Below are 26,025 nucleotides of genomic sequence, written 5' to 3' on the forward strand. Positions count from 1 at the left end.
GGGTTTCGTGAACGGTATCACAAACTATTTGATGAGGTCTTTACCTACATCGTGTGCCGCATGTCACACGCAGGGGTCAAGCACCTGGTCATGGGGCTGACGAAGCCAATGGATCTCTGCTAATGCGACGGCTTCGGCGGTTCTTCAGTGGTTGCTGCCGATCTTCCGGGCGTGGGCGAAACGCGACCGGTCGCCGATCGCCGTCGCCCCGTGCAGCCCGGCGGGCACGGGCTCCTCCTCGTCCCGGTCCTCCGCCGTCGCGACGGGCGCGGGAACGGTGACCTTACGACGCCGGTAGCGCGGCGGAACGAACCGCTCCGCCCACCTCGGCGCCCGTGGCGTGAAGCGCGGCATCAGCAGCAGCACCAGGCCCATCGCGCTCAGGGCGACGATCAGCAGCAGGACCCAGACGCTCGCCGAGTTCACCGAGTAGGCCACCGTGCCGAAGCCGATCAGCGCCGACCAGAAGTACATGATGAACACGGCCCGGCTGTGCGAGTGGCCGAGCTCCAGCAGCCGGTGGTGGAGGTGCCCCCGGTCGGCGGCGAAGGGCGACTGCCCCTTCCAGGTGCGCCGCACGATCGCCAGCAGCAGGTCGGCCACCGGCACCGCGATCACCGTCAGCGGCAGCAGCAGGGGGATGTAGACCGGCACCATCGCCTGGATGGCGGCCCGCTCGGAGCCCGCCCACAGCTTGAGGGCGTCGGGGTCGACCTGGCCGGTGATGGAGATGGCCCCGGCGGCCATGACCAGGCCGATGAGCATCGAGCCGGAGTCGCCCATGAAGATCCGCGCGGGGTGCATGTTGTGCGGCAGGAAGCCCAGGCACATGCCCATCAGCACCGCGGCGAAGAGCGTCGCGGGGGCGGCGGCCTCCAAGCCGTGCCCGAACCACAGCCGGTAGGCGTACATGAAGAACGCGGCCGCGGCGATGCACACCATGCCCGAGGCCAGGCCGTCGAGGCCGTCGACGAAGTTCACGGCGTTGATGGTGATCACCACCAGCGCGACCGTCAGCAGCGTGCCCTGCATCGGGGTCAGCGAGACGGAGCCCACGCCGGGCACGGGGATCCACAGGATCGTCAGGCCCTGGAGCACCATCACGCCCGCGGCGATCATCTGACCGCCCAGCTTCACCAGGGCGTCCACGCCCCACTTGTCGTCCAGGACCCCGAGGATCCAGATCAGCCCGGCGCCCGAGAGCAGGGCCCGCGGCTCGTTGGAGAGCTCGAAGACGGACTTCAGATTGGACAGGTGGGCGGCCATCAGCAGGCCCGCGCACAGTCCGCCGAACATGGCGATACCGCCGAGGCGGGGCGTCGGTTCCCGGTGGACGTCGCGGGCGCGGATCTCCGGCATGGCGCCGGCCACGATCGCGAACTTCCGCACCGGTCCCGTCAGCAGGTAGGTGACCGCCGCGGTGACGCACAACGTCAGCAGGTATTCACGCACGGGCTGCCCCAGGGATAGCGCTGGACATCACAGCCTCACACCATATTCGGGTCCACCCCCGAACCGTGAACGGAGGGGAAGACGTAGGGTCCCCGGCCCCGGTTGCAAATGATCACAAGTGGGCACGTTGTGGATCACCTCCGGCGGGCCGGCGGCCTCACCCTCCCGTGCGATACGGCGGGAAACCCGCGACCAGCTCGGTCACCTCGACCCGCAGCCGGCCCTCGGGGCGGTCGCCGCGCAGGGCGGCCCCCAGGAGGGCCGCGACACGGCGCATCCCGTCCTCGCCCATGCCCTGGGTGGTGACGGCCGCCGTGCCCATCCGAAGGCCGCGTGCGGGCCCCGGAGGCAGTCCGCAGACGTCCAGGACCATCCCGGCCGCCGCGAGCCTCCTGCGGGCCGTGGCGGCCTCCAGGGCCAGCGGGGAGACGTCGGCGACGACCAGGTGGGTGTCGGTGCCCCCGGTGACCACGCGCGGGCCCTCGGCGGCCAGCGCCTCGGCCAGCACCCGGGCGTTGCCGACGACCCGGTGGGCGTAGTCGGTGAAGGCCGGCGTCATGGCCTCGCCGAAGGCGACGGCCTTCGCGGCGACGGTGTTCATCTGGGCCCCGCCCTGGCTGAAGGGGAAGACCGCCCGGTCCACCCGCTCCGCGAGCCGGGAGCCGCACAGGAGCAGCCCGCCGCGCGGTCCGCGCAGCACCTTGTGGGTGGTGCCGCAGACGATGTCGGCGTACGGGACGGGGCTGGGCGCCGCTCCCCCGGCGATCAGCCCCATGGGGTGCGCGGCGTCGACGATCAGATAGGCGCCCACCTCGTCGGCGATCTCGCGGAAGGCCGCGTAGTCGGGGTGGCGGGGGTAGGAGGTGGAGCCGCAGACGATGGCCCGGGGCCGCTTCTCGCGGGCCAGGGCGCGCACCTCCGCGTAGTCGATGAGACCGGTGTCCGGGTCGGTGCCGTAGCCGGTGAAGTCGAACCAGCGGCCGGAGAAGTTGGCGGGCGAGCCGTGGGTGAGGTGGCCGCCCTGCCGCAGCGCCATGGCCAGGACCGTGTCGCCGGGGCGCAACAGGGCCGCGTAGGCGGCCAGGACGGCGGCGGTGCCGGAGTGCGGCTGGACGTTGGCGTGCTCGGCGCCGAAGAGGGCCTTGGCGCGCTCGACGGCGGTGCGCTCGGCGAGGTCGACCAGTTCGCAGCCGCCGTGGTGGCGGGCGCCGGGGTAGCCCTCGGCGTACTTGTTGGTCAGCGGGGAGCCGAGGGCGGCGAGGACGGCCGGCGAGGTGAAGTTCTCGGCGGCGATGAGCTGGAGCCCGGTCGCCTGGCGCTCGGCCTCGGCGAGGAGGAGGCCGGCGAGCTCGGGATCGGTGCGGGTGAGCGCGTCGAAGCCGCGTCCCCAGGCGGGAAGGGCCGGGGGGCGTGCCCCGGTCGGGGTGGCACGGGGTGTGCCGATGTCCCTGGTGGGCGTGGGGCTGATGGGCATCGCTGGCTCCGGGCTGTGCGGCGCGACGGTCTCAGCACCAACTGTAGGCCCGCGATCGGCCGATTTGTCCGATTGCGAGCCGTCAGGCCCGGGTGGAGACTCCCGTGAGCGCGGTGACGACCGGGTCGAGCGCCTGGTTGATCTCGTCGCCGATGGAGCGGAAGAAGGTGATCGGGGCGCCGTAGGGGTCGTGGACCTCGTCGGCCTCCGCGTTGGGCGCCAGCAGCCAGCCGCGCAGGGCGGCGGCGGCCTGCACCAGGGCGCGGGCGCGCTCGACCACCCCGCCGGCCCGCTCGGGGTCCGGGAGGGTCGTGGGGTCTATGGCCCGGACCAGCCGGGTGAACTCCTTCAGGGTGAAGGTGCGCAGGCCCGCCGAGTGCCCCATGGAGATGACCTGGGCGCGGTGGTCGCGGGTGGCGGTGAGGACCAGGTCGGCGCGGATGACGTGCTCGTCGAGGAGCTCACGGCCGATGAAGCCGTGGGGGTCGGCGCCGAGGTCGGCCAGGACGGTGGCCGCGTGGGCCTCCATGGGCGCGCCCTCGTGGCCCCAGGTGCCCGCGCTCTCCACCACCAGGCCGCCCGCGTAGGGGTCGCCGAGCCGGCGGATGAGGGCATGGCGGGTCAGCCGCTCGGTGATGGGCGAGCGGCAGACGTTGCCGGTGCTGACGTGGAGGATGCGGAAGGTGTCGGTGGAGGTGTCCGGTCCCGCTATGCCACGCCCCTGCGGGGCGATCAATTGGCCACCTCGAGGTCGGGTACCACCTCGCGGAGCTGCTCGGCGCTGATGGCGCCGGCGCGCAGCAGGACGGGCACCTTGCCGGTGACGTCCACGATGGAGGACGGCACGTCGGCGGGGGTGGGGCCGCCGTCGAGGTAGACGGAGACGGAGTCGCCCAGCATCTCCTGCGCGGCGTCGCAGTTCTGCGGCGCGGGGTGGCCGGTGAGGTTGGCGCTGGAGACGGCCATGGGGCCGAACTCGGTGAGCAGCTCGATGGCCACGGGGTGCAGCGGCATCCGGACCGCGACGGTGCCGCGGGTCTCGCCGAGGTCCCAGGTCAGCGACGGCTGGTGCTTGGCGACGAGGGTGAGGGCGCCGGGCCAGAAGGCGTCGACGAGCTCCCACGCCTGCTCGGAGAAGTCGGTGACCAGGCCGTGGAGGGTGTTCGGGGAGCCGACGAGGACGGGCGAGGGCATGCCCCGGCCCCGGCCCTTGGCGTGCAGGAGGTCACCGACGGCCTCGCTGCTGAAGGCGTCCGCACCGATGCCGTAGACGGTGTCGGTGGGCAGCACGACCAGCTCGCCGCGGCGGACCGCGGCGGCCGCTTCGCGCAGACCGGTCTTGCGGTCGGTCGCGTCGCTGCAGTCGTATCGCCGTGCCATCTAACGGACCTCCTCGTACGGATTCTCTGTCTGGTGTCGTTCGCCGGTGACGGCCGCCGGGACCATCAGGGCATCGCTTTGCGGGCGGTCGCGAAACGCGGCCGGTTGTTGAGGTCGGGGTGATCGGCCGCGTCGGCCCAGCCCCGCTCCTCGGTGAAGATCCACGGCACCTGGCCGCCCTGGGTGTCGGCGTGCTCGATGACGACGACGCCGCCGGGGCGCAGTAGCCGGTGGGCGGTGCGCTCCAGGCCGCGGATGGTGTCCAGGCCGTCCTCGCCGGAGAACAGGGCGAGCTCGGGATCGTGGTCGCGGGCCTCCGGGGCGACGTACTCCCACTCGGTGAGCGGGATGTACGGCGGGTTGGAGATCACCAGGTCGACCTGGCCGTCCAGCTCGGGCAGGGCGCTCAGGGCGTCCCCGTGGTGGAGCTGGACGCGCGAGCCCTCGGTGTTCTTGCGGGCCCAGGAGTGGGCGGTCTCGTCCAGCTCCACGGCGTGGACGCGCGAGCGCGGCACCTCCTGGGCGAGGGCGAGCGCGATGGCGCCGGAGCCCGTGCACAGGTCGACGATCAGGGGCTCGACGACGTCCATGGCCCGTACGGCGTCTATGGCCCAGCCGACGACCGACTCGGTCTCCGGGCGGGGCACGAAGACGCCGGGGCCGACCTGGAGCTCCAGATAGCGGAAGAAGGCCCGCCCGGTGATGTGCTGGAGCGGCTCACGGGCCTCACGGCGCGCGATGGCCTCCCAGTAGCGGGCGTCGAAGTCGGCGTCCTTGACGTTGTGGAGCTCACCCCGCTTCACGCCGTGCACGAACGCGGCGAGTTCCTCCGCGTCGAAGCGGGGGGAAGGTACGCCGGCGTCGGCCAGCCGCTGGGTGGCCTGGGCCACCTCGGCGAGCAGCAGGTTCACTGGGCCTTCCTCACTTCTTGTCGGGCGCCGGGTCGGCGGGGGCGTGCGGTTCGGGGCGGAGGTTACTGGGCCTCGGCGAGCTTGGCCGCCGAGTCGGCGTCGACGCACGCCTGGATCACCGGATCCAGCTCGCCGTCGAGCACCTGGTCCAAGTTGTACGCCTTGAAACCGACGCGGTGATCCGAAATGCGGTTTTCCGGGAAGTTGTAGGTGCGGATCTTCTCGGAACGGTCGACGGTGCGCACCTGGCTGCGGCGCGCGTCCGCGGCCTCGGCCTCGGCCTTCTCCTGGGCGGCGGCCAGCAGCCGGGAGCGCAGGATGCGCAGGGCCTGCTCCTTGTTCTGGAGCTGGCTCTTCTCGTTCTGGCAGGAGGCGACCACACCGGTGGGCAGGTGGGTGATGCGCACGGCGGAGTCCGTGGTGTTCACGGACTGGCCGCCGGGGCCGGAGGAGCGGTAGACGTCGATACGGAGATCGTTCATGTTGATCTCGACGTCGACCTCCTCGGCCTCGGGCGTGACGAGCACACCGGCCGCGGAGGTGTGGATCCGGCCCTGGGACTCGGTGGCGGGCACGCGCTGGACGCGGTGGACGCCGCCCTCGTACTTCAGCCGGGCCCAGACGCCCTGGCCGGGCTCGGTGGCGCCGTTGCCGCCCTTGGTCTTGATCGCGACCTGGACGTCCTTGTAGCCGCCCAGCTCGGACTCGGTGGAGTCGATGATCTCGGTCTTCCAGCCGACGCGCTCGGCGTAGCGCAGGTACATCCGCAGCAGGTCGCCGGCGAAGAGCGCGGACTCGTCGCCGCCGGCGCCCGCCTTGACCTCGAGGATGACGTCCTTGTCGTCGCTGGGGTCGCGCGGGACGAGCAGCAGGCGCAGCTTCTCGGTGAGCTCCTCGCGGCCGCGCTCCAGCACCTTCACCTCGGCGGCGAAGTCCGGGTCCTCGGCGGCGAGCTCGCGGGCCGTCTCGATGTCCTCGCCGGCCTGCTTCCAGGCGCGGTAGGTCCCGACGATCGGGGTCAGCTCGGCGTAGCGCTTGTTGAGCTTGCGGGCGTTGGCCTGGTCCGCGAACACGGCGGGGTCGGCGAGCCGCTTCTCGAGGTCGGCGTGCTCGCCGATCAGTTCCTCGACTGCCTCGAACATCAAGTTTCCCTAGCTGCTGGAAGTGACGGGCCTGCTGGACGACAAAGCGCCGGTCCGGGCGCCCAGCGTGAACTGGGCGGCCGAAGACCGGCGCCTGCGGGTCGCTACTTCTTGGCCGCGGCCTGCTTGCCGAAGCGGGCCTCGAACCGCGCCACACGGCCACCGGTGTCGAGGATCTTCTGCTTGCCCGTGTAGAACGGGTGGCACTCGGAGCAGACCTCGGCGCGGATGTTGCCGGCGCCGATGGTGCTACGGGTGGTGAAGGAGGCGCCACAGGTGCAGCTGACCTGGGTCTCCACGTACTCCGGGTGGATGTCGCGCTTCAAGGGGTTCTCCTAGGTTCGGGAGGGCTCCGGGTCGCACAGGCGGGATTGCCGTACGTGAACCGGGGCCGACGTACCAGTCTGCCAGTACTGGCCGTATCCCCCAAAACGGGGGGTGGCCGCCGGATATTCCCGCAGCTCGGACGGGGGGCGCCGGGGCTACTTGACCACGCCGTCGGCCTGGGTCTTCGCTCCGTCGCCGTCCTTGGTCGCGGCCTCGGGGATGTCCTGGTCGTTCTTCAGCGCCTGCCAGAGCAGCTTCGACTGCTCCGTGAGCGGGACCACACGGTCCTGGTCACGGGGGTCGGGGCCCACGGGGAGGGTCACCATGTGCATGTTGTCGGAGCTGATGCCCTTGAGGCTGTTGGCGAAGCCGTAGAGCTTGTCGACGGAGGCCAGGTCCTTGTCGGTGGTGAGCGACTTGGTGGCGGCGTCGGCGATTCCGTAGAGCTTGGTGGGGCTGGTGAACAGGCCGACGGACTTGACCTGGTTGATCAGCGCCTTGATGAACGCCTGCTGGAGCTTGATCCGGCCGAGGTCGCTGCCGTCGCCCACGCCGTGGCGGGTGCGGACGAGACCGAGGGACTGCTCGCCGTTGAGCTTGTGGGTGCCCGCGTCGAGCTTGAGGTGGCTCCACTTGTCGTTGATGGGCTTGGTGGTGGTGACCTCCACGCCGCCCAGGTTGTCGATCAGCTTCTGGAAGCCGGCGAAGTCGACCTCCATGTAGTGATCCATCCGGACGTCGGTCATCGCCTCGACGGTCTTGACCGCGCAGACCGCGCCGCCGATCGAGTACGCCTCGTTGAACTGCTCGCGCTTGACCGCCGGGGCCGTCTTGCCGTTCGGGGTGACGCACTCGGGGCGGGAGACGATGGTGTCGCGCGGGATGGAGACGACGCTGGCCTTCTGGTGACCCGCGTAGACGTGGACGATCATCGCCGTGTCGGAACGGGAGCTGCCCTCGTCCCGGCCGTACTTGTTGTTGGCGCCGGCCCGGGAGTCGGAGCCGAGGACCAGGATGTCCATCGAGCCGTTGTCGATGTTCTGGGGCCGGTTCTTGCCCAGCGCGCCGTTGATGTCGACGCTGCTGAGGTTGCCGTTGAGCTTGAAGTAGAGGAACCCCGCTCCGGTGCCGCCGAGCAGCACCAGGGCGCCGGCGCTCCACGCGGCTATTCGGCGGCCCTTGCGGCGCACGGGAGGCTTGCGGCGGCGGCCACGCTTGCCCCCGGCACGGCGGCGGTGCGAACCCGCCCGCGTACCACTGCTGTCGTCGGCCATGCGCTCCTCAGTCCTTCGCTGTACGTTGCCCCCTGCTGGTTGACGGGGAAGTCTGCGACAGGGTTGCACAGCGGATTCTGAGGACCGTCTTAGAAAAGCCGTGGCGAAAGTGGACTGTGTGATCCCGTTCCGCCCACTGCCACCTGGGATTTCGGCCATTGCGGGGGCGGTGGTTCCGGCCATTTCGACGGCGGCCGGCTGTGGTGCATCTCTCAAAAGGTCACGGGAAGATCACAAAAAGGGAAACCTCCCCCGTCACCGAGGTGACGGGGGAGGTTTCGCGGGCCCCGGGGCCCTGCCGGCGCTCGCCGTGGATCAGTCGTTGCCGTTGCCCGCGGAGGGCGTGGTCTTCGCGATCTGCATCAGGAACTCGGCGTTGGACTTCGTCTGCTTCATCTTGTCGAGGAGCAGCTCGATGGCCTGCTGCGAGTCCAGCGCGTGGAGCACCCGGCGGAGCTTCCAGACGATGGCCAGCTCCTCGCCGCCCAGCAGGATCTCCTCCTTGCGGGTGCTGGAGGCGTCCACGTCCACGGCCGGGAAGATGCGCTTGTCCGAGAGCTTCCGGTCGAGCTTGAGCTCCATGTTGCCGGTGCCCTTGAACTCCTCGAAGATCACCTCGTCCATGCGCGAGCCGGTCTCGACCAGCGCGGTGGCCAGGATGGTCAGCGAGCCGCCGTCCTCGATGTTGCGCGCGGCACCGAAGAACTTCTTCGGCGGGTAGAGCGCGGTCGAGTCGACACCACCGGACAGGATGCGGCCCGAGGCCGGGGCGGCGAGGTTGTACGCGCGGCCCAGACGGGTGATCGAGTCCAGCAGGACCACCACGTCGTGACCCAGCTCCACGAGGCGCTTGGCGCGCTCGATGGCCAGCTCGGCGACCGTGGTGTGGTCCTCGGCGGGACGGTCGAAGGTCGAGGAGATGACCTCGCCCTTGACCGACCGCTGCATGTCGGTGACCTCTTCCGGACGCTCGTCGACCAGGACGACCATCAGGTGGCACTCGGGGTTGTTGGTGGTGATCGCGTTGGCGATCGCCTGCATGATCATGGTCTTGCCGGTCTTCGGCGGGGCCACGATCAGACCGCGCTGGCCCTTGCCGATGGGCGCGACCAGGTCGATGATGCGGGTCGTCAGCACGCCCGGGTCCGTCTCCAGCCGCATGCGGTCCTGCGGGTAGAGCGGGGTGAGCTTGCCGAACTCGGGACGGCCGCGGCCGGTCTCGGGCGCCATGCCGTTGACCGAGTCCAGACGGACGAGCGCGTTGAACTTCTCGCGCCGCTCGCCGTCCTTCGGCTGGCGGACCGCGCCGGTGACGTGGTCGCCCTTGCGCAGGCCGTTCTTACGGACCTGGGCCAGGGAGACGTAGACGTCGTTCGGGCCCGGCAGGTAGCCGGAGGTCCGGATGAAGGCGTAGTTGTCGAGGATGTCGAGGATGCCCGCGACGGGGATCAGCACATCGTCGTCGGCGAGCTGCGGCTCACCGGCGCCGAACTCCTCACGGCCACGACGGCCGCGACGGTCGCGGTAGCGGCCGCGACGGCCACGGCGGCCGCCCTCGAAGTCGTCCTCGTCCTGCGGGCCGCCCTGGGGGCCGCGGTCGCCGCGCTGCTGCTGACGGCCCGCGCCCTGCTGGCCGGCGTCGCCGTCGCGGTTGCCGCGGCGGTCGCGCTCACGGCGCTCGCCACGCTCACCGCGCTCGCCACGCTCCCGGCGCTCGCCCTTCTGGCCGCGCTCGGCGCGGTCCTGGCGCTCGCCCTTGGCGGCCTTGCCCTCGGCGGTGTCGACGGCGGCCTCGGCCTTGACCTCGGCGCGCTCCTCGACCCGGACCTCGGCCTTGACCTCGGTACGGGCCTCGGCGGCGGGCTGCTCGGGGCTGCCCGCGGGGGCGGTGGCACGCCGGCGGCGGCGCTCACCGGCCGGGGCCTCGTCCCCAGCCGGCTGGCCCGGGATCTCGATCTGCTGCTGGGCAGCCTTCTCGGCGGGCTTCTCGGCCGCGGCCTCGCCCGTACGGGCCCGGGAGGTCGCACGGCGCTTGGGCTTGGCCTCGGCGGCAGCGGCGGGCTCGGTCTTGGCCGGCGCGGCGGCGCCGCCACCGGCCTGCTTCTCCTTGATGACCTCGATCAGCTGGCCTTTGCGCATCCGCGCGGTGCCCTTGATGCCGAGGCCGGAAGCGAGCTGCTGGAGCTCGGCCAGGACCATGGCGTCGAGGCCGGTGCCCGAGCGGCGCCGCTTGGGGGCGGTGGCAGCACCGGTGGCGGACGCGGCGGGAGCGTCCGTGGCGGGCGCGGAGGCATTGCCGACGGAGCTGTCGGCGTTCACGCCCATCAGATCGGTGGTGTCGCTCACGAAGGGGTCCTTCCCTGGAGCGGGCGTCGGCCTGTCTGGCTCGGCGACCGGTTGTGCTGTCCGGCTGCGGTCCTTCGTCACGGACCGGGCCGGGGCGGTGGTCCGCCGGTTGTCACGGCGGAAGAATTCAGTGCATTGCGACCGGCGTGAAGAATGAGGGAAGGGCACGACATAACGCTTCACTCATGTCGCCCACGCCGATTCCGGAGCGTGCTCGAAACTGCTCAGGCAGGCTGCTCAGGCAGTTGGGGAGGCTCCCGGAAGAAAAGCGGTCCCTGATCGGGACACAGAGCACCGAGCCGATGTGGCTTCGGGTGCAGACTTGAGGTTAACACTACCGGATCCCACAAACATTCCCCCTCTCCAAGACCGGCAATCGTGTTTTTTTCCTGGCCCGGGGCACCCCTGGACACCCCGGGCGCCGCTGGTCAGGCGAGCGGCAGCACGCTCGTCCCCCCGGAGTCGAGGGCCAGGCGGTTCGCCGCCCATCCCTCGCCCGCCAGCCGTGCGACCTTGTCGGCCGCACCGTCCTCGACCAGCGCGAGCACCGTCGGGCCCGCGCCGGAGATGACCGCGGGGACGCCGTCCGCCCGCAGTCGGTTGACCAGGGCCACGCTCTCCGGCATCGCCGGAGCGCGGTAGTCCTGGTGGAGCCGGTCCTCGGTGGCCGGCAGCAGCAGCTCGGGACGCCTGGTCAGGGCCTCGACGAGGAGAGCGGCACGCCCGGCGTTGGCGGCCGCGTCCACATGGGGGACGCTGCGCGGCAGCAGGCCGCGCGCGGTCTCGGTGAGCACTGCGGCCGACGGCACGAAGACCACCGGAACGATGGAATCCGCCGGGTCCATCCGAATGGCCCGCGCCACCCCCGACTCCATCCAGGCGAGGGTGAACCCGCCCAGCAGACAGGCCGCGACGTTGTCGGGGTGGCCCTCGATCTCGGTGGCCAGCTCCAGCATGGCCGCGTCGTCGAGCTTCTCGGCCCCGCCTATGGTCACCGCGCGGGCGGCGACGATGCCCGCGCAGATGGCGGCGGAGGAGGAGCCGAGACCCCGGCCGTGCGGAATGCGGTTGGCGCAGACGACCTCCAGGCCGCGCGGCTGGCCGCCGAGCAGGTCGAAGGTGGTGCGCAAGGACCGTACGAGCAGGTGGCTCTCATCGCGCGGGAGGGTGTCGGCACCCTCGCCGGCGATGTCGATGTGCAGCCCCGATTCCGCCACCCGGACCACGACATCGTCGTAGAGACCCAGGGACAGGCCGAGGGCGTCGAAGCCGGGACCGAGATTGGCGCTGGTGGCGGGGGTGCGCACTCGGACGGCGGCGGCGCGGAAGGCGGGACCGGCCATCGCTCGATGACTCTCCTTGGTGTGGCCGTGGTTGATGACATGCGACATCCGCAAGGGCCGCGACGGCGATACCGCGTGGGGACGGCACGGTCAGCGACGGGGCGGAGTGAACACAGCCTATCGAAGGAAGGTTCAGTGGCGACATAGGGCGCACAGGAGGCGCACGATGCGTGTCGCACTGCTACCTGTGCATCTGTCGGCTTTGCACAGGGTGTGGGCAATCGTTCCGCACCCTGTTGTGGGCAATCGTCCCGCAGGGCGGGACGGGTGGGCACAACCGGACCACCGGCCCGCACCCACACCACCCGCCCCCACCGGGCAGCACCCGGAACGTCAGGCTCAGAGAAGCCCGAGCTCCCGCGCAGCGACCCCGGCATCCACCGGAACGGTAAGCGGCTGCGGAGCCCCCGCCACCGCCCAGTCGGGATCCTTGAGCCCGTTGCCCGTGACCGTACAGACAATCTTCTGCCCGGGGTCGACGAGCCCGAGCTCGGCGGCCTTCAGCAGCCCGGCCACGCTCGCCGCCGACGCAGGCTCGACGAAAACCCCTTCCTGCGAGGCCAACAGCCGGTACGCGGCGAGAATCTGTCGGTCGGTCACCTCGTCGATGAGGCCACCGGACTCGTCCCGCGCGGCCTCCGCGTACGCCCAGGACGCCGGGTTGCCGATCCGGATCGCGGTGGCGATGGTGTGGGGCTCCCGCACCGGCTCCCCCCGCACGATCGGCGCGGAACCGGAAGCCTGGAATCCCCACATCCGGGGATTGCGCGTGGACACCTTGTCGGCCGCGTACTCGCGGTACCCGCGCCAGTAGGCGGTGATGTTCCCCGCGTTGCCCACGGGAAGCACGTGAATGTCAGGCGCGTCGCCCAGCGCGTCCACGATCTCGAACGCCGCCGTCTTCTGCCCCTCGATACGCACCGGGTTGACCGAATTCACCAGCGCCACGGGGTAGTTCTCGGAGAGCCCGCGCGCGAGCGTCAGGCAGTCGTCGAAGTTGCCGTCGACCTGGAGGATGCGGGCGCCGTGCACGAGCGCCTGTCCCATCTTGCCCAGGGCGATCTTGCCCTGGGGCACCAGGACGGCGCAGACCATACCGGCGCGTACGGCGTAGGCGGCGGCCGAGGCGGAGGTGTTGCCCGTGGAGGCGCAGATGACCGCGCGCGCTCCCTCTTCCTTCGCCCGGGTGATGGCCATGGTCATGCCCCGGTCCTTGAAGGACCCGGTGGGGTTGGCGCCCTCGACCTTGAGGTGGACCTCGCAACCCGTGCGCTCGGAGAGCACCTGGGCGGGGACGAGCGGCGTACCGCCCTCGCGCAGGGTGACGACCGGGGTGTCGGCGGTGACCGGAAGACGGTCGCGGTATTCCTCGATGATGCCGCGCCACTGGTGGGTGCCGGAGGCGGCGGGACGGCTGATGTTGGCAGACATTGCTCTTGTTATCCCTTGTTCCTGCTTCGCCTGACGCCTTGCTCGCCCTACTCGCCCTCGACCCGCATGATGCTGGCCACGTCACGGACCGTGTCCAGCCTGCGGAGGGCTTCGACCGTGGCCGACAGGGCCGCGTCGGGGGCCCGGTGGGTGACGACGACGAGGGAGGCCTCGCCGTCCTTGCCCTGCTGGCGGACCGTGTCGATGGAGACGCCGTGCTCGGCGAAGACCGTGGCGACCTGGGCCAGCACACCCGGCTTGTCGGCCACGTCGAGGCTGATGTGGTAGCGGGTGACCACCTCGCCCATGGCGGACACCGGCAGACGGGTGTAGGCGGACTCGCCGGGGCCGGTGGCCTCGGCGACCTTGTTGCGGCAGACGGCGACGAGGTCGCCGAGGACGGCGGAGGCGGTCGGCGCGCCGCCCGCGCCCGGGCCGTAGAACATCAGCTGGCCGGCCGCGTCCGCCTCGATGAAGACGGCGTTGTAGGCCTCGCGCACCGACGCCAGCGGGTGGGTCAGCGGGATCATCGCCGGGTGGACGCGGGCGCTGACGGAGCGGCCGTCGGCGGCCCGCTCGCAGATGGCGAGGAGCTTGATGGTGCAGCCCATCCGCTTCGCGGAGGCGAAGTCCGCGGCGGTGACCTCCGTCATTCCCTCGCGATGGACGTCGTCCAGCCGCACCCGGGTGTGGAAGGCGATGCCGGCGAGGATCGCGGCCTTCGCGGCGGCGTCGAAGCCCTCGACGTCGGCGGTCGGATCGGCCTCGGCGTAGCCGAGCGCGGTGGCCTCGTCGAGCGCCTCGGAGTAGCCCGCGCCGCTCGAGTCCATCTTGTCGAGGATGAAGTTGGTGGTGCCGTTGACGATGCCGAGCACCCGGTTGACCCGGTCGCCGGCGAGGGACTCGCGCAGCGGCCGGACCAGCGGAATGGCGCCGGCCACGGCGGCCTCGTAGTAGAGGTCCACGCCGTGCTGCTCGGCGGCGGCGTGGAGGGCGGCGCCGTCCTGCGCGAGCAGCGCCTTGTTGGCGGAGACGACGCTGGCGCCGTGCTCGAAGGCGGTGGTGATCAGGGTCCGCGCGGGCTCGATGCCGCCGATGACCTCGATGACGACGTCGATGTCACCCCGTTTGACGAGGGCGGTGGCGTCGGTGGTGATCAGCTCCTGAGGTACGCCCTCGCGCACCCGGTCGGGGCGCCGCACGGCGATTCCGACGAGCTCGACGGGCGCCCCGATGCGCTGCGTGAGGTCGTCCGCGTGCGTCGTCATGATGCGCGTCACCTCAGAGCCGACGACTCCACAGCCCAGCAGCGCCACCTTCAGCGGACGCGTACGCATCATCCGACCTCGTTTCTCAGTACACCTTCGGTTGACTCACAGTCTCACCCACTGGACGGGGAATTCCTCCCCGTCCAGCATCCGAGACCGATCTCACCAAGGATTTTTTCTTCTGTTTCTGTTTTTTCCGTCAGCCGACGTCGAGACGGAGGAGGTCCTCCTCCGTCTCCCGCCGGACGATCACTCGCGCCGCGCCGTCCCGTACGGCGACGACCGGGGGGCGCAGCGCGTGGTTGTAGTTGCTCGCCATGGAGCGGCAGTAGGCGCCGGTGGCGGGCACGGCGAGCAGGTCACCGGGGGCCACGTCGGCGGGGAGGAAGGCGTCCCGTACGACGATGTCGCCGCTCTCGCAGTGCTTGCCGACGACGCGCGTGAGCATCGGTTCGGCGGTGGAGGCGCGGGAGACCAGGGCGACGGAGTAGTCGGCGTCGTAGAGCGCGGTGCGGATGTTGTCGGACATCCCGCCGTCGACGCTGACGTACGTCCGCAGTCCGGGCAGCTCCTTGGTGGTGCCCACCTCGTAGAGCGTGAAGGCGGTGGGGCCGACGATGGCGCGCCCGGGCTCGACGGAGATCCGCGGCACGGCGAGCCCGGCGGCGGCGCACTCGCGGGTGACGATCTCGCGCAGGGCGGTGGCGATCTGGTGGGGCTCGCTCGGGTCGTCGTCGGAGGTGTAGGCGATGCCGAGGCCGCCGCCGAGGTCGATCTCGGGCAGCTCGACGCCGTGCTCGTCGCGGATCTCCCGCAGCAGCCCGACGACCCGGTGGGCCGCGACCTCGAAGCCGGAGGTGTCGAAGATCTGCGAGCCGATGTGGGAGTGGATGCCGAGGAGCTCGAGCCCGTCGAGCTTGAGCGCCCTGCGCACGGCCTCGGCGGCCTGCCCGCCCGCCAGCGGGAGCCCGAACTTCTGGTCCTCGTGGGCGGTGGCGATGAACTCGTGGGTGTGCGCCTCGACGCCGACCGTCACCCGGATCAGTACGCGCTGGCGCTTGCCGAGCCGCTCGGCGATGTGCGCGACGCGCGCGATCTCCTGGAAGGAGTCGACGACGATCCGCCCCACGCCGGCCTCGACGGCGCGGGTGATCTCGTCGGTGGACTTGTTGTTGCCGTGGAGGGCGATGCGCTCGGCGGGCATTCCGGCGTCGAGGGCGGTGACGAGCTCGCCGGCGGAGCAGACGTCGAGGTTCAGGTCCTCCTCGTGCAGCCAGCGGACGACGGCGCGGGAGAGGAATGCCTTCCCCGCGTAGAAGACGTCGGCGTCGGTCCCGAAGGCGTCCCGCCAGGCGCGGCACCGCGCCCGGAAGTCGTCCTCGTCGAGGACGTAGGCGGGCGTGCCGAACTCCTCGGCGAGCCGCTTGACGTCCATCCCGCCGACGGCGACGACGCCGTCGTCGCCGCGGGCGACGGTCCGGGACCAGACGCGGGGGTCGAGCTCGTTGAGATCGGCGGGCGGGGCGACGTAGTGCCCCTCGGGAAGGACGTCGGCGTAGCGGGGCCCGGCGGGGTGGGCGGAACGACTCATGACTGGCGATCCCCTTGTTACAGGTGTGCGGGTGCGGTGATGCCGAGCTGGGTCAGGCCGTTGGCCAGCACCTTGCCCGTGGCCTCGGCGAGGGCCAGGCGGGCGCGGTGAACGGCCAAGGGTTTCTCGTCACTGCGGGGCAGGACGGAGCAGCCGGCCTGCCATCTCAGGAAGGCGTCGGCGGTCCGCTCCAGGTGCCGGGCGAGCCGTTCGGGGGCGCGGGCGGCGGTGATGCGCGCGTGGTCGGCGAGGGCGCCGAGGAGGGTGTCGGCGGTGCGGTCGAGGGGACCGACGGACGGTCCGAACCCGAGGTCGTGCGCATTGCGCTGCAAGGCCCGGCTCCGGGAGTGGGCGTAGCGGACCCGGAACAGCGGATTGCTGTCCTTCTGCACGAGCAGCAGCGACCGGTCGAGGCCGGGGGGAGAGAGCAGACTCCACCGAGCGGCGTCGGAACCGAGCCGCGCGACCTCTTCTGCGCCCAGGGGCCTCAACGCCAACGCCTCCCCCGAGAACTCGGTCTCCAGCACCTCCCGGACGATCTCCTCACCGGAGGCCGCGTCGAGGGTGATGTTGAGGAAGCCGGGCCCGGCGATGTCGACGCGGGCGATGCCGGGCCGGGCGACAAGCCGGCGCCGCAACACCTCAGCGATCTCCAGTGCGGGACGGTCACCGCCCTTGGCGAGCTGCAGGGCCACGTTGGTGGCGTAGTCCCCGCAGCCGGGGCGGGGGGGCACCCGCACGCTGACCCGCTCCGGCACGGGCGCGCGCAGCTCGTCGTCCTCGACGGCGCGGCGCACGGTGTGCAACACGGTGCGGGAGAGATCGGCGGGGGTCACAAGGCAAGCCTAGGGGAGAAGGTGCGGCACTCCGCGAACCGGTTTCACCCTGCGGGACGGACGACGGGCTCGGCGTCCCCCGCCGCCCCCTCCCCCTCCGGCCGTCCCACCAGCCTCCGCACCAGCCGGACCATCTCCGCCGGCTCGAACGGCTTGGGCAGGAACGCGTCCGCCCCGGCGGACCAGCCGCTCTCGATCTCATAGGGGGTGCAGGCGCTGATGATCGCGATCGGGATGTCCCGCGTCCGCGCGTCGGCACGCAGCCGGGCGGCCGTGTTCAGCCCGTCGAGCCGGGGCATCACGACATCCAGGGTCACCGCATCGGGACGCACCCGGTGCACGATCTCCAGACACTCGGCACCATCGGCCGCGGTCACGACCTCAAAGCCCTCCAGCTCGAGGTTGACCCTGATCAACTGCCGGATGACCTTGTTGTCGTCCACAACAAGGACCCGGCCGGACAAGCCAGGCACACCCCGAGAGTAGGCGCGCCCCCGACCCCGCGTCCGGCTTTTCCCCACTTCCACCCCTCCCGAGCGACCCCCGGCCCCCTCTCCCCACCTCTTTTCGATCAAGGTTGCAGGGCACCCTCCCGGAGCTGGTAGTGTTCTACCCGTCGCCGCGAGCGAGACCGCGAACCGGCCGACACGCCCCCGTAGCTCAGGGGATAGAGCAACGGCCTCCGGAGCCGTGTGCGCAGGTTCGAATCCTGCCGGGGGCACTGGCCTGTCACATCCAAAAAGTCGATGCGAGACCAGGCGAGTGCCTTGATCGAAAGCCCGATACACTGTCTTAGTGTGTCGGGCTTTCGAGTTTTTGACGCCGATAGCGAGAGAGCTTCCCGTAGTCAGCCCTAGTTGTTCAGGTCTCTCTCGGGGCTTCCAGACGGCCCACGCATCGGCGATAGCGCCTGTGGACCACTTCGGGCGAGTTATCGACACGCCGGACGACCCCTGCTACGGGCATCCTGGCGTTCAACCAGCGAGCACCTGACGTCGCGCCGAAACATGTGGGGCTATGACCGCTCTCGCACAACTTGGACCGTGGGGCTCCGACGCGTGCGGCGTCACAGCGCATGAACCAAGCATCGAATCAGCGATCAAGCCCCCCCGGTCGGCACATACAATGTGAGGCAAGACACACGATCGGGAGGGGGCCCTGGTGCCAGCGGACGAGAAGCAGCAGGAAGAGTCCGAGTTCGAGGCCGAGGTCTTGCGCATATCCCGCGCGCTCTTCGCTCCGGAGAACGAGTTTCAGGGCTCCACCTACATCGGCACCGCCGAACGCGACGGCGTCTTCGTAGGGCCGGACTCGGTCACCATAGTCGAGTGCACGGTCTCCCGTCGCAAGGACAAGGCAGAGAAAGACGGCAAGAAGCTCCGTGAGGCGTGTATGGCTATGGCACGCCAGCACCCGTTCAAGTCCATCAAGGGTTTCTTTGTCACGCGCGACGAACCCACCGCTGACCAACGCACAGTCATCAAGAGTTTCGGGCCTCCACTCATCGCGTGCAGCTTCGCCCAGCTTCGAGGCCAGCTCGTCGACTCTTTGCGATACCTGGAGCTGCGTGCGTCCTACCCCTTCGGCAGCGCGCGCGAGCCGAGCAGTGGCGACTACAGCGACCTTAAGCCTTACGTAGCGGTCGACCCTGTAGAAAGCGGAACCAGTGAACCGTTCACGGTCGATCGTGTGGCTCAGCAGCTCAAAGACGGCAGATCCATCCTCCTGTATGGAGACTACGGTGCCGGCAAGAGCATGTTCCTCCGCGAGCTATATCAGCGCTTGGCCAAGGCTCATAGCAAGAACCTGATCCGGCCCTTCCCCATCCTGCTCAACCTGCGCGATCACCAGGGCCAAATCCTGCCCGTCGAGGCCCTGGAGCGCCACGCCCGCGCCATCGGGTTCCCCACGCCCTCCCAGCTGGTCCGCGCATGGCGCTCGGGCGAGGTGACCCTCATCCTGGACGGCTTCGACGAGATCGCGACGCCTGGATGGATCGGAAAAACATCGGCGATGCGCGACATTCGCCGCCGGTCTGTAGAACTTGTGCGCCGGTTCTGCGACGAGTCCCGCTCCTCAACCTCCATCGTTCTAGCCGGACGAGCTCATTTCTTCGACAGCGAGCAGGAGATGCGCAGCGCGCTCGGCGCCCGCAAGAACTCTCTCTTTCTGATGGCGGGCGAGCCTACGGAAGAGCAGGCGAAGGAGATCCTCAATGCCTACGGATGGCACGACGCCCTACCGGACTGGCTGCCCTCGCGCCCTCTCCTCCTGAGCTACCTGGGCTCGTCGAGCGCGCTCCACGGATCCATCGAGGGGACGTTCGGCCGCTCCGCAGGTGAAGGCTGGCACATGATGCTGGACCGCATCGCCGAACGGGAAGCCAGCATGGAGATGGGGGTTGATGGGTTCACTGTCCGGAAGGTGCTGGAGCGGCTCGCTACACAGGCTCGACGCTCCACCGACGGCCTGGGGCCCATATCGCAAAACGAGCTAACGTCCGTCTTCCAGTCGGTGTGCGGCTACGCCCCAGACGAGGGGTCCTACCAACTCTTGCAACGGCTTCCCGGGCTCGGCGCCATGGACAGCGTCGACGGTTCACGGCGCTTCGTCGACATCTCGCTCGCCGACGCCGCCCGGGCCGGCGATGTCGTGGCATGCATCCTCGATCCAAACACGGCAAACCCGCTATTGGAGCTAACGAGCAGCGTCGCCTGCTTGGACGAGGTCGGCCTTGATGTCGCCGCAGTACGGCTTGGAGAGGAGGGAGCCGTGAGTTCGGGGGGTTCGTACTCATCCGCCACTGCTTTCCAACGCCAGGGAGTCTCGGACGCCGTCATCGCGGATATCGTCCGAGTTGCCGCGCGGCTCTGGCCCGAGGATGAGCCCCGCACGTCCATCTCCCTGCACGAGATCGAGCTTCGCAGCTTCTCACTGACCGCCGATGCCAAGAGCTACGACTGGCTGAGCTTCCAGGATTGTGTGATCCAGGAGTTGGACCTCACTGACTACAGCGGATACACACTCCCGCACTTTCAGAACTGTCTCATTGGGCAAATGACAGGAGTAGCCGGATGGTCGGCACTCCAGGCAGATCGCTTCATCGACTGCGAAGTGGCCCAGTTCGATGCCCAGATGTCGACGGCCAAGGGCATCCTCGCCCTGAAGACGACACCAATGAACAAGGTCCTGCTCACGATATTGAAGAAGATATATGCCCAGCGCGGCACGGGGCGGAAAGAGTCTGCGCTCTTCCGTGGCTTGGACGCCAAGCACCGGGAACTCGTCCCGGAGGCTGTTCAAAGGCTGACCGGGGCGGGACTCATCGCCACCGCCCGGTCCAGCGGCACCCGTATTTACCTCCCGGTTCGGGGCATGGCAAGCCGGGTACGGCGGATCCTCCAGGCCCCTCAGTCGAGCACCGACAGCATCCTCGACTAGGCGAGCGGAGACGCTCCTCCGCTGAGGGGCTGTAACACTCAGGTGTTACAGCCCCGGCCAAAGCGTCAAGGGATGTTCGCGCTGCCTGCTCCAGCAAGGTGACTGGAGCTCCTACAGCCGCGAGCAGTGGCAAGGCGCCGAGCACGCGCCCGAACATCGCTCGGCGAACACCAGGCATGGCTCATTGCCGCACAACCCACAGAGGATTTACGCTGGCTTCCTGCCTGCTCGGAGGCAGCGCTCTTGACCCCCGTGGGATTCCGGCATCTCCCCGGGCGAGCCAGAGGACTCTCACGAGGCCGCCGTGCCACCTACAGTCATTTGCAGGACGTAGCGACCTGCCTCTGATCGCTGAGCCGGACAGCGCGGAGGACGTCATATGTCCAACACCAGCAACAGGGAACGGGCTGCCAAGGCGTGCGCCGGAGCCACTGGGGTGCCGCTCGGTCGTTGCAGGAAGTGGGCTCGTGAAGGTCTCATCTCCCCACATCAGCCTGTGCCCGATGCCTCGTCGGCGCCTCAGCGCCAACTCGAGGCGTTCGCGGCCAACACACTCGCCAACACTTTCCGTGACCATCAGCTCGATGGCTCCGTTCTCGGAGTCGTAAAGGCCGAGCCCTCATCGGATTCACTCGACCTTCAACTGCATCCGGTCATGGCCAACCACGTCATCGCTGCTCTACTGCCCCGTGTGGACTGGGAATACGGTGGTCTCGAGGGGGTGCCCGGCCTCCGGCCCCGGGACCGGGCAGGACAGCTGGTTCTCGAAGACGTCTCCGGAAGGGCGGCTCTGCGCATCACACAGCCTGCGGGCGAGCGCCTCCGCTTGCCCCAAGGTCGGCGCGGCGAACTGGCCATGTGGCGCAAGTCCCCACGTCGGCTCCATGGCTCGGAAGAGCCCGATCTTTCCTCGTGGCAGAGCGGATCACGACAGCGCGAGAGGAGTTTCGCTCGCGACTACCTGCTCAGCAGAATGCTGCGGCGCCCGCGGCTTCTCAACCGGGCCGCCAAGGCTCACGGCTTCGCGAACTCCTACACCCACGGCTACAGCGACCTGGTCGTCGAATGGTGCTGTGCCGCGAGTGTCGAGGAGATGGCATCGCTCCTCCGGCGCAGTGGCCTCACCGCTCAGCCAGCCAGCTTGGTGTGCGCTACGACGGAAAGCTTCCTCGGCAATCTGGACCTGGGGCCGAGCAGGGTGGTGATCCGCAGGCTCCCACGATGCACCATCCCTTACGACGTAATCAGCGAGGAGCAGCTCACAGCCACGCACCGCGAGGAGTACCTCCGATGAGCGCCGAAGCAGCGTTCGCGCTGGTCGCGGCCTCGTATGCGCTTCTCGGTCTGGCGAGGGCAGTACGGGACATCGTCGTTATACGGCATCTACGGGCGCTCATGACCGATTGCGACGCCGAACAGCGCTCTCGGGTGTGTGGTCAGCTCACCGCTGCTCTTCGCAACGCCTCCCCGCCCGTGTCACCACCTGATACCGGGACAGCCCGTTGACGATGACCCGAACCTGGCCAGCCGTACGTCCGGGTCCGCATCGTCCGTTTAGAGGCCGCACAGATAGGTGCGGCCTCTGAGCCGGCGTGGACCTGGCGTGCCGCTCTCACACCTTCGGGAACCCGAACCCGTAGCCCTCGCCCTTCAGCCAGTCGATGCAGCGGGCCAGGGCCTCGACGCTCTGGCTGCGGTCTCCGCCGCCGTCGTGGAAGAGGATGATGGGGCCGTTGGGGAGTTCGCGTTTGATGTTTTCCATGATGCGGTCCACGCCCGGGCGTTGCCAGTCGCGGGTGTCGACGTCCCAGCCGAGGGGGCGCATGCCGCTGTCGGCGGCCAGGTGGCGGCTGTACGGGGTGAAGGCGCCGCCGGGGGCGCGGTAGTAGCGGATCGTTCCGGCAGGGCCGCCGCCGGCCGCGTCCTCGATCATCTTCTTGGCGTCGAGGATCTGCTGCTTCTGGTAGTCCTCGGAGCGTTTGTCCATGGCGGTGTTGTGGTCGACGGAGTGGTCGCAGAGGCGGTGGCCGTCGGCGAGGACCTGTTTGACGAGGTCGGGGCGGGCCTTGGCCTGGGGGCCGATCATGCAGAAGGTGGCCTTGATGCCGGACCTCTTCAGCAGTTCCAGGGTCTTCGGGGTCCACTTGGGGTCGGGGCCGTCGTCGATGGTGAGGGCCACGGTCTTTCCGCCGGTCTCCGTCTCGTGGACGATCTCCGGGGAGACCGGGCCGGTCGGGGACGCGTTCGGGGTGGACGTGGCGGGTGTGGCCGGCGTGCCCGGTGTGGTCGGCGGGGGCGGGGTGGCGCCCTTGCCGTCCGGGGTCGGCGTCGGGCCCTGGGCGATCGTTTCCTCACCCCGGGAGTTCCCCGAGCCCTCGGTGGCCACGGCCACGGTGCCCGATATCACCCCCGCGAGGGCGATCAGCCCTCCCGCCACAATCACCAGATGCCGCCTACGGGCCGTCAATCGCGTCATGACTTCCCACACCCCCTCGCGCAGCTGAGTCCATTCCTGCCCGCGTAGGACGGCGATGTACCGCAAAACGTTCCGTAACACGGCATCGCTCACAGAATTCAGACAGGACAGGCACGACTCCTCTGTAAAGTTCCCGGTAGCCCCACTACCGTTACCCTTCCGCGATCGTCCGGGTGACCTCTTCCGTGCGGGCCGCTTCCTCCGCCGCGAAACGGCGGGCGTCGAGTTGTTCGGCGATCTCCTCGTCCTGGGACATGAGTTGGTCGAGGCTGGCGTCGCCCATCTCGAACACCCCCATGTCCGCGTAGGCACGCTGGAGCCTCTCGCCCCACAGGCCGATGTCCTTCACACACGGCACAATGCGGCTGAACAGCAACTTCCGGAAGATCTGGAGGAATTCGGAGCGCTCGCTCAGCTCCACCGCGTCCGCCGCCGGCACACCGAAGTCGGCGAGGACCTCCTCGCCGCGCAGCCGGTCGCGCATCAGATAGCAGCCCTCGATGACGAATTCCTCGCGATCGCGCAATTCGGCATCGGACAACTGTTTGTAGTACTCGCGCAGCGCCATACGACCGAAGGCCACATGCCGGGCCTCGTCCTGCATGACGTAGGCGAGGATCTGTTTCGGCAGCGGTTTCTCCGTCGAGTCGCGCAGCATTCCGAAGGCCGCGAGGGCGAGTCCTTCGATCAGTACCTGCATCCCCAGCGAGGGCATGTCCCAGCGGGAGTCCCGCAGGGTGTCCTCCAGCAGCGAGCGGAGGCTGGGGTTGACCGGGTAGACCATGCCGATCTTCTCCTGGAGGAACCGGCCGTAGACCTCCACGTGCCGGGCCTCGTCCATCGCCTGGGTGGCGGCGTAGAACTTCGCGTCCAGGTCGGGGACGGCCTCCACGATGCGGGTCGCGCACACCAGCGCCCCCTGTTCGCCGTGGAGGAACTGGCTGAAGTTCCAGGATGCGTAATGGCGGCGCAGATCACGCCTGTTGTGCTCGCTCATCTTGTCCCAGTAGGGCGTGCCGAAGACGACGAGGTTCTCGTCGGGCACGCCGAGCGGGTCGTACGGGTCGACCTCCAGGTCCCAGTCGATGCGCTTGGTGCCGTCCCACTGTTTGTCCTTGCCCTTCTGGTAGAGGGCCAGGAGCCGTTCACGGCCCTCGTCGTAGTCCCAGCTGAAGCGTGCCGCCCCCGTCGCGGGGACCTCCCAGACGGACGGGCCGGGGTCGTGGCGGTAGAGGTCGCGCGTCATCGTGGACGCCTCCTGTCCCTCGCTCATCGGCTTCATCAGCACTGTGTCATCAGCACTGTCGGGCAGGTCATATGACTCTTTTGATGACTCCTCTGAAGGCTCACACGGGGTTACCGCCGGGTCAATGAGCCGTTCGAGGGGTCCCTTCGAAGGGGCGGCGGGAGCGTTTCCGCAACCCTTGACGGGCTTGCTGACAAGTAGTCTCATAAGGGCGTACCGCCGGTAGTCCGAAGAATCAAGAGACCTTCAGAGACGTTCAGAGACCTGAGGTGGCTTCCGTCATGGCGACCGTCCCCGATACCAGCGGTGTCCCCGGCGCCCGCGACGCGCTCGGCCCGCTCAAGGACCGTGAGCTGGTCGCCCAGCGGCTGCTCGAGTCCTCCGCCCGGCACTCCTTCGACCCCGACACCGACCTCGACTGGGCCGCTCCCCTGGAGCCCGGCAAGTGGTACTGCCCGCCGGAGCTGGTCTCCCTCTACGGCACCCCGCTGTGGCGGCGGATGCCGGAGGAGCAGCGGATGGACCTCTCCCGGCACGAGATAGCCTCGCTCGCCTCCCTCGGCATCTGGTTCGAGGTCATCCTGATGCAGCTGCTGGTCCGGCACATCTACGACAAGCCCGTGACCAGCTCCCACGTCAACTACGCGCTGACCGAGATCGCCGATGAGTGCCGGCACTCGAAGATGTTCGCCCGGATGATCGACAAGGTCGGCGCCCCCGCCTACCCCGTCGCCCGCCGCCACCACAACCTCGCCCGGGTCCTCAAGACCGTCTCCACCACACCGGGTTCCTTCGCCTGCACCCTGCTGGGCGAGGAGATCCTCGACCACATGCAGCGGCTGACCTTCCCCGACGAGCGCGTCCAGACGCTCGTCCGCGGCGTCACCCGCATCCACGTCGTCGAGGAGGCCCGCCACGTCCGCTACGCGCGGGAGGAGCTGCGGCGGCAGATGACCTCGTGCCCGCGCTGGGAGGCGGAGCTGACGCGCGTGAGCACGGGCGAGGCGGCCCGCGTCTTCACGGCCGCGTTCATCAACCCGCTGGTCTATACGAACGTGGGGCTGGACCGCCGCGAGGCCGTGGCCCAGGTCCGGGCCAGCGGCCACCGCCGCGAGGTGATGCGGGCCGGCGCCGAGCGCCTGACGGGCTTCCTGGACGAGATCGGCCTGCTGCGCGGGGCGGGGCGGCGGCTGTGGCGCAGCTCCGGGCTGCTGGCCTGACTCCCGACTCCCCCGACGCCCCCTACGCCCCTCGGCGCCCCCCCGGCCCCGACGCCCTCTGCCGCCGGAGTCCGGCCCGTTACGCTGCGATCCATGACCGGCAGCGGAACCACCTCCTACCGCAGGCTCGGCGTCGCCGAGCGCCGCGCCCAGCTGATCGCCACCGCTCTCCGCCTGTTCGCCCACCGCGTGCCCGAGGACGTCTCGCTCGACGACGTCGCGGCCGCCGCCAAGGTCTCCCGCCCGCTGGTCTACCGCTACTTCCCCGGCGGCAAGCAGCAGTTGTACGAGGCGGCCCTGCGCAGCGCGGCCGACGAGCTCGAACAGTGCTTCGCCGAGCCCGAGACCGGCCCGCTCACGGGCCGGCTCTCCGCGGCCCTCGACCGCTACCTCGCCTTCGTCGACGAGCACGACGCGGGCTTCGCCGCCCTGCTCCAGGGCGGCAGCGTCGCGGAGACCTCGCGGACGGGCGCCATCGTCGACGAGGTGCGCCGGGCCGCCGTCGCGCAGATCCTCAAGCACCTGTCCGTGCCCGAGCCGGGGGTGCGGCTGCGCACCATGGTGCGGACATGGATCACGGCGGTCGAGGCCGCCTCGCTGATCTGGCTGGACGAGGGGAAGCGGCCCCCGCTGGGCGAGCTGCGCGACTGGCTGGTCGACCATTTCGTGGCCCTGCTCGTGACGACGGGCGCGAGCGACCCCCAGGCCGCCTCGGTGGCGCGCTCGGCGCTGTCCCGGGAGCCGGCCGACGGGCCGGCGGGGGATCTGGCCCGCCGGGTGCTCCCGCTGCTGGAGGACGCCGGTCACCTGCTCTGACCTGCGCCGACGTCCGGGATCCGGCCGTTGTCAGACCCCGCCCCTACGCTC

Annotated in this window: 21 protein-coding genes and 1 tRNA gene; 5 read left to right on the top strand and 17 right to left on the bottom strand. The window is 69.7% G+C overall.

The annotated features are described in order from the left end of the window. Positions 1-144: 144 nt before the first annotated feature. The 15 genes from ACFYZR_RS11210 to ACFYZR_RS11280 form a co-directional block, all read right to left on the bottom strand. Entirely contained in the window at positions 145-1,452 is a 1,308-nt protein-coding gene (locus ACFYZR_RS11210) for an MraY family glycosyltransferase (RefSeq protein WP_391908234.1), read from the bottom strand. Between the two features lie 157 nt (positions 1,453-1,609). Beyond that, positions 1,610-2,926: a serine hydroxymethyltransferase gene (glyA, locus tag ACFYZR_RS11215; RefSeq protein WP_391908237.1), complete on the bottom strand. Its 1,317-nt coding sequence runs from the start codon at positions 2,924-2,926 to the stop codon at positions 1,610-1,612. An 82-nt stretch (positions 2,927-3,008) separates the two neighbouring features. After that, positions 3,009-3,662, bottom strand: coding sequence for a protein-tyrosine-phosphatase (locus ACFYZR_RS11220; RefSeq protein WP_391908240.1), 654 nt, complete (start codon positions 3,660-3,662; stop codon positions 3,009-3,011). After that, a complete protein-coding gene (locus ACFYZR_RS11225; RefSeq protein WP_391908244.1) occupies positions 3,659-4,306 on the bottom strand; it encodes an L-threonylcarbamoyladenylate synthase in 648 nt (215 codons plus the stop codon). The genes ACFYZR_RS11220 and ACFYZR_RS11225 overlap by 4 nt, the downstream gene beginning before the upstream one ends. A 65-nt stretch (positions 4,307-4,371) precedes the next feature. After that, positions 4,372-5,217: a peptide chain release factor N(5)-glutamine methyltransferase gene (gene prmC, locus ACFYZR_RS11230; protein WP_391908247.1), complete on the bottom strand. Its 846-nt coding sequence runs from the start codon at positions 5,215-5,217 to the stop codon at positions 4,372-4,374. A gap of 62 nt (positions 5,218-5,279) precedes the next feature. Continuing rightward, positions 5,280-6,359, bottom strand: coding sequence for a peptide chain release factor 1 (prfA, locus tag ACFYZR_RS11235; protein WP_391908248.1), 1,080 nt, complete (start codon positions 6,357-6,359; stop codon positions 5,280-5,282). Positions 6,360-6,463: 104 nt separating this feature from the next. Then, a complete protein-coding gene (gene rpmE / locus ACFYZR_RS11240) occupies positions 6,464-6,685 on the bottom strand; it encodes a 50S ribosomal protein L31 (RefSeq protein WP_391908250.1) in 222 nt (73 codons plus the stop codon). A gap of 156 nt (positions 6,686-6,841) precedes the next feature. After that, positions 6,842-7,960 carry an LCP family protein gene (locus ACFYZR_RS11245; RefSeq protein ID WP_391908253.1) on the bottom strand — a complete coding sequence of 373 codons (1,119 nt, stop codon included), beginning with the start codon at positions 7,958-7,960 and terminating at the stop codon, positions 6,842-6,844. Positions 7,961-8,275: 315 nt separating this feature from the next. Continuing rightward, positions 8,276-10,306, bottom strand: a complete 2,031-nt coding sequence (rho, locus tag ACFYZR_RS11250; RefSeq protein WP_391908256.1) for a transcription termination factor Rho — start codon at positions 10,304-10,306, stop codon at positions 8,276-8,278. Between the two features lie 428 nt (positions 10,307-10,734). Further along, complete coding sequence (thrB, locus tag ACFYZR_RS11255; RefSeq protein WP_391908259.1) at positions 10,735-11,649, bottom strand: homoserine kinase; 915 nt, start codon at positions 11,647-11,649, stop codon at positions 10,735-10,737. A gap of 339 nt (positions 11,650-11,988) precedes the next feature. Further along, positions 11,989-13,080, bottom strand: coding sequence for a threonine synthase (gene thrC / locus ACFYZR_RS11260; protein WP_391908262.1), 1,092 nt, complete (start codon positions 13,078-13,080; stop codon positions 11,989-11,991). Positions 13,081-13,127: 47 nt separating this feature from the next. Continuing rightward, a complete protein-coding gene (locus ACFYZR_RS11265) occupies positions 13,128-14,420 on the bottom strand; it encodes a homoserine dehydrogenase (protein WP_391908264.1) in 1,293 nt (430 codons plus the stop codon). Between the two features lie 127 nt (positions 14,421-14,547). Then, positions 14,548-15,939, bottom strand: coding sequence for a diaminopimelate decarboxylase (gene lysA, locus ACFYZR_RS11270; RefSeq protein WP_391908267.1), 1,392 nt, complete (start codon positions 15,937-15,939; stop codon positions 14,548-14,550). A 17-nt stretch (positions 15,940-15,956) separates the two neighbouring features. After that, positions 15,957-16,775 carry an ArgS-related anticodon-binding protein NrtL gene (nrtL, locus tag ACFYZR_RS11275; protein WP_391908269.1) on the bottom strand — a complete coding sequence of 273 codons (819 nt, stop codon included), beginning with the start codon at positions 16,773-16,775 and terminating at the stop codon, positions 15,957-15,959. A 44-nt stretch (positions 16,776-16,819) separates the two neighbouring features. Beyond that, complete coding sequence (locus ACFYZR_RS11280) at positions 16,820-17,296, bottom strand: PleD family two-component system response regulator (RefSeq protein WP_391908272.1); 477 nt, start codon at positions 17,294-17,296, stop codon at positions 16,820-16,822. Positions 17,297-17,424: 128 nt separating this feature from the next. Here ACFYZR_RS11280 and ACFYZR_RS11285 point away from each other — a divergent pair. The 3 genes from ACFYZR_RS11285 (at position 17,425) to ACFYZR_RS11295 (ending at position 21,510) form a co-directional block, all read left to right on the top strand. After that, a tRNA-Arg gene (locus tag ACFYZR_RS11285) sits at positions 17,425-17,496 on the top strand. Positions 17,497-17,936: 440 nt separating this feature from the next. After that, entirely contained in the window at positions 17,937-20,216 is a 2,280-nt protein-coding gene (locus tag ACFYZR_RS11290; protein ID WP_391908275.1) for an NACHT domain-containing protein, read from the top strand. Between the two features lie 379 nt (positions 20,217-20,595). Continuing rightward, positions 20,596-21,510 (top strand): hypothetical protein, encoded by a 915-nt coding sequence (locus ACFYZR_RS11295; protein WP_391908278.1) that lies wholly within the window; start codon positions 20,596-20,598, stop codon positions 21,508-21,510. A 318-nt stretch (positions 21,511-21,828) separates the two neighbouring features. Here ACFYZR_RS11295 and ACFYZR_RS11300 read toward each other — a convergent pair whose 3' ends face one another. Together ACFYZR_RS11300 and ACFYZR_RS11305 are read right to left on the bottom strand one after the other, a co-directional pair. After that, positions 21,829-22,692, bottom strand: coding sequence for a polysaccharide deacetylase family protein (locus ACFYZR_RS11300; protein ID WP_391908280.1), 864 nt, complete (start codon positions 22,690-22,692; stop codon positions 21,829-21,831). A 151-nt stretch (positions 22,693-22,843) separates the two neighbouring features. Next, positions 22,844-23,965 carry a diiron oxygenase gene (locus ACFYZR_RS11305; RefSeq protein WP_391908282.1) on the bottom strand — a complete coding sequence of 374 codons (1,122 nt, stop codon included), beginning with the start codon at positions 23,963-23,965 and terminating at the stop codon, positions 22,844-22,846. A 254-nt stretch (positions 23,966-24,219) separates the two neighbouring features. Here ACFYZR_RS11305 and ACFYZR_RS11310 point away from each other — a divergent pair, with 254 nt between their 5' ends. After that, a complete protein-coding gene (locus ACFYZR_RS11310) occupies positions 24,220-25,158 on the top strand; it encodes a diiron oxygenase (protein WP_391908285.1) in 939 nt (312 codons plus the stop codon). 93 nt (positions 25,159-25,251) lie between these two features. Continuing rightward, positions 25,252-25,974: a TetR/AcrR family transcriptional regulator gene (locus ACFYZR_RS11315; protein WP_391908287.1), complete on the top strand. Its 723-nt coding sequence runs from the start codon at positions 25,252-25,254 to the stop codon at positions 25,972-25,974. Positions 25,975-26,025 lie beyond the last annotated feature (51 nt).

Origin of the sequence: Streptomyces sp. NPDC001678 (genome assembly GCF_042892945.1) — a bacterium.
In the GTDB taxonomy this organism is placed as follows: domain Bacteria; phylum Actinomycetota; class Actinomycetes; order Streptomycetales; family Streptomycetaceae; genus Streptomyces.

Coding starts and splice junctions, on each gene's coding strand:
- ACFYZR_RS11305 (WP_391908282.1), bottom strand. CDS start 23,965: ATGAGCGAGGGACAGGAGGCGTCCACGATGACGCGCGACCTCTACCGC.
- lysA (WP_391908267.1), bottom strand. CDS start 15,939: ATGAGTCGTTCCGCCCACCCCGCCGGGCCCCGCTACGCCGACGTCCTT.
- ACFYZR_RS11300 (WP_391908280.1), bottom strand. CDS start 22,692: ATGACGCGATTGACGGCCCGTAGGCGGCATCTGGTGATTGTGGCGGGA.
- thrC (WP_391908262.1), bottom strand. CDS start 13,080: ATGTCTGCCAACATCAGCCGTCCCGCCGCCTCCGGCACCCACCAGTGG.
- ACFYZR_RS11245 (WP_391908253.1), bottom strand. CDS start 7,960: ATGGCCGACGACAGCAGTGGTACGCGGGCGGGTTCGCACCGCCGCCGT.
- ACFYZR_RS11225 (WP_391908244.1), bottom strand. CDS start 4,306: ATGGCACGGCGATACGACTGCAGCGACGCGACCGACCGCAAGACCGGT.
- glyA (WP_391908237.1), bottom strand. CDS start 2,926: ATGCCCATCAGCCCCACGCCCACCAGGGACATCGGCACACCCCGTGCC.
- ACFYZR_RS11315 (WP_391908287.1), top strand. CDS start 25,252: ATGACCGGCAGCGGAACCACCTCCTACCGCAGGCTCGGCGTCGCCGAG.
- thrB (WP_391908259.1), bottom strand. CDS start 11,649: ATGGCCGGTCCCGCCTTCCGCGCCGCCGCCGTCCGAGTGCGCACCCCC.
- prfA (WP_391908248.1), bottom strand. CDS start 6,359: ATGTTCGAGGCAGTCGAGGAACTGATCGGCGAGCACGCCGACCTCGAG.
- ACFYZR_RS11310 (WP_391908285.1), top strand. CDS start 24,220: ATGGCGACCGTCCCCGATACCAGCGGTGTCCCCGGCGCCCGCGACGCG.
- ACFYZR_RS11295 (WP_391908278.1), top strand. CDS start 20,596: ATGTCCAACACCAGCAACAGGGAACGGGCTGCCAAGGCGTGCGCCGGA.
- ACFYZR_RS11265 (WP_391908264.1), bottom strand. CDS start 14,420: ATGATGCGTACGCGTCCGCTGAAGGTGGCGCTGCTGGGCTGTGGAGTC.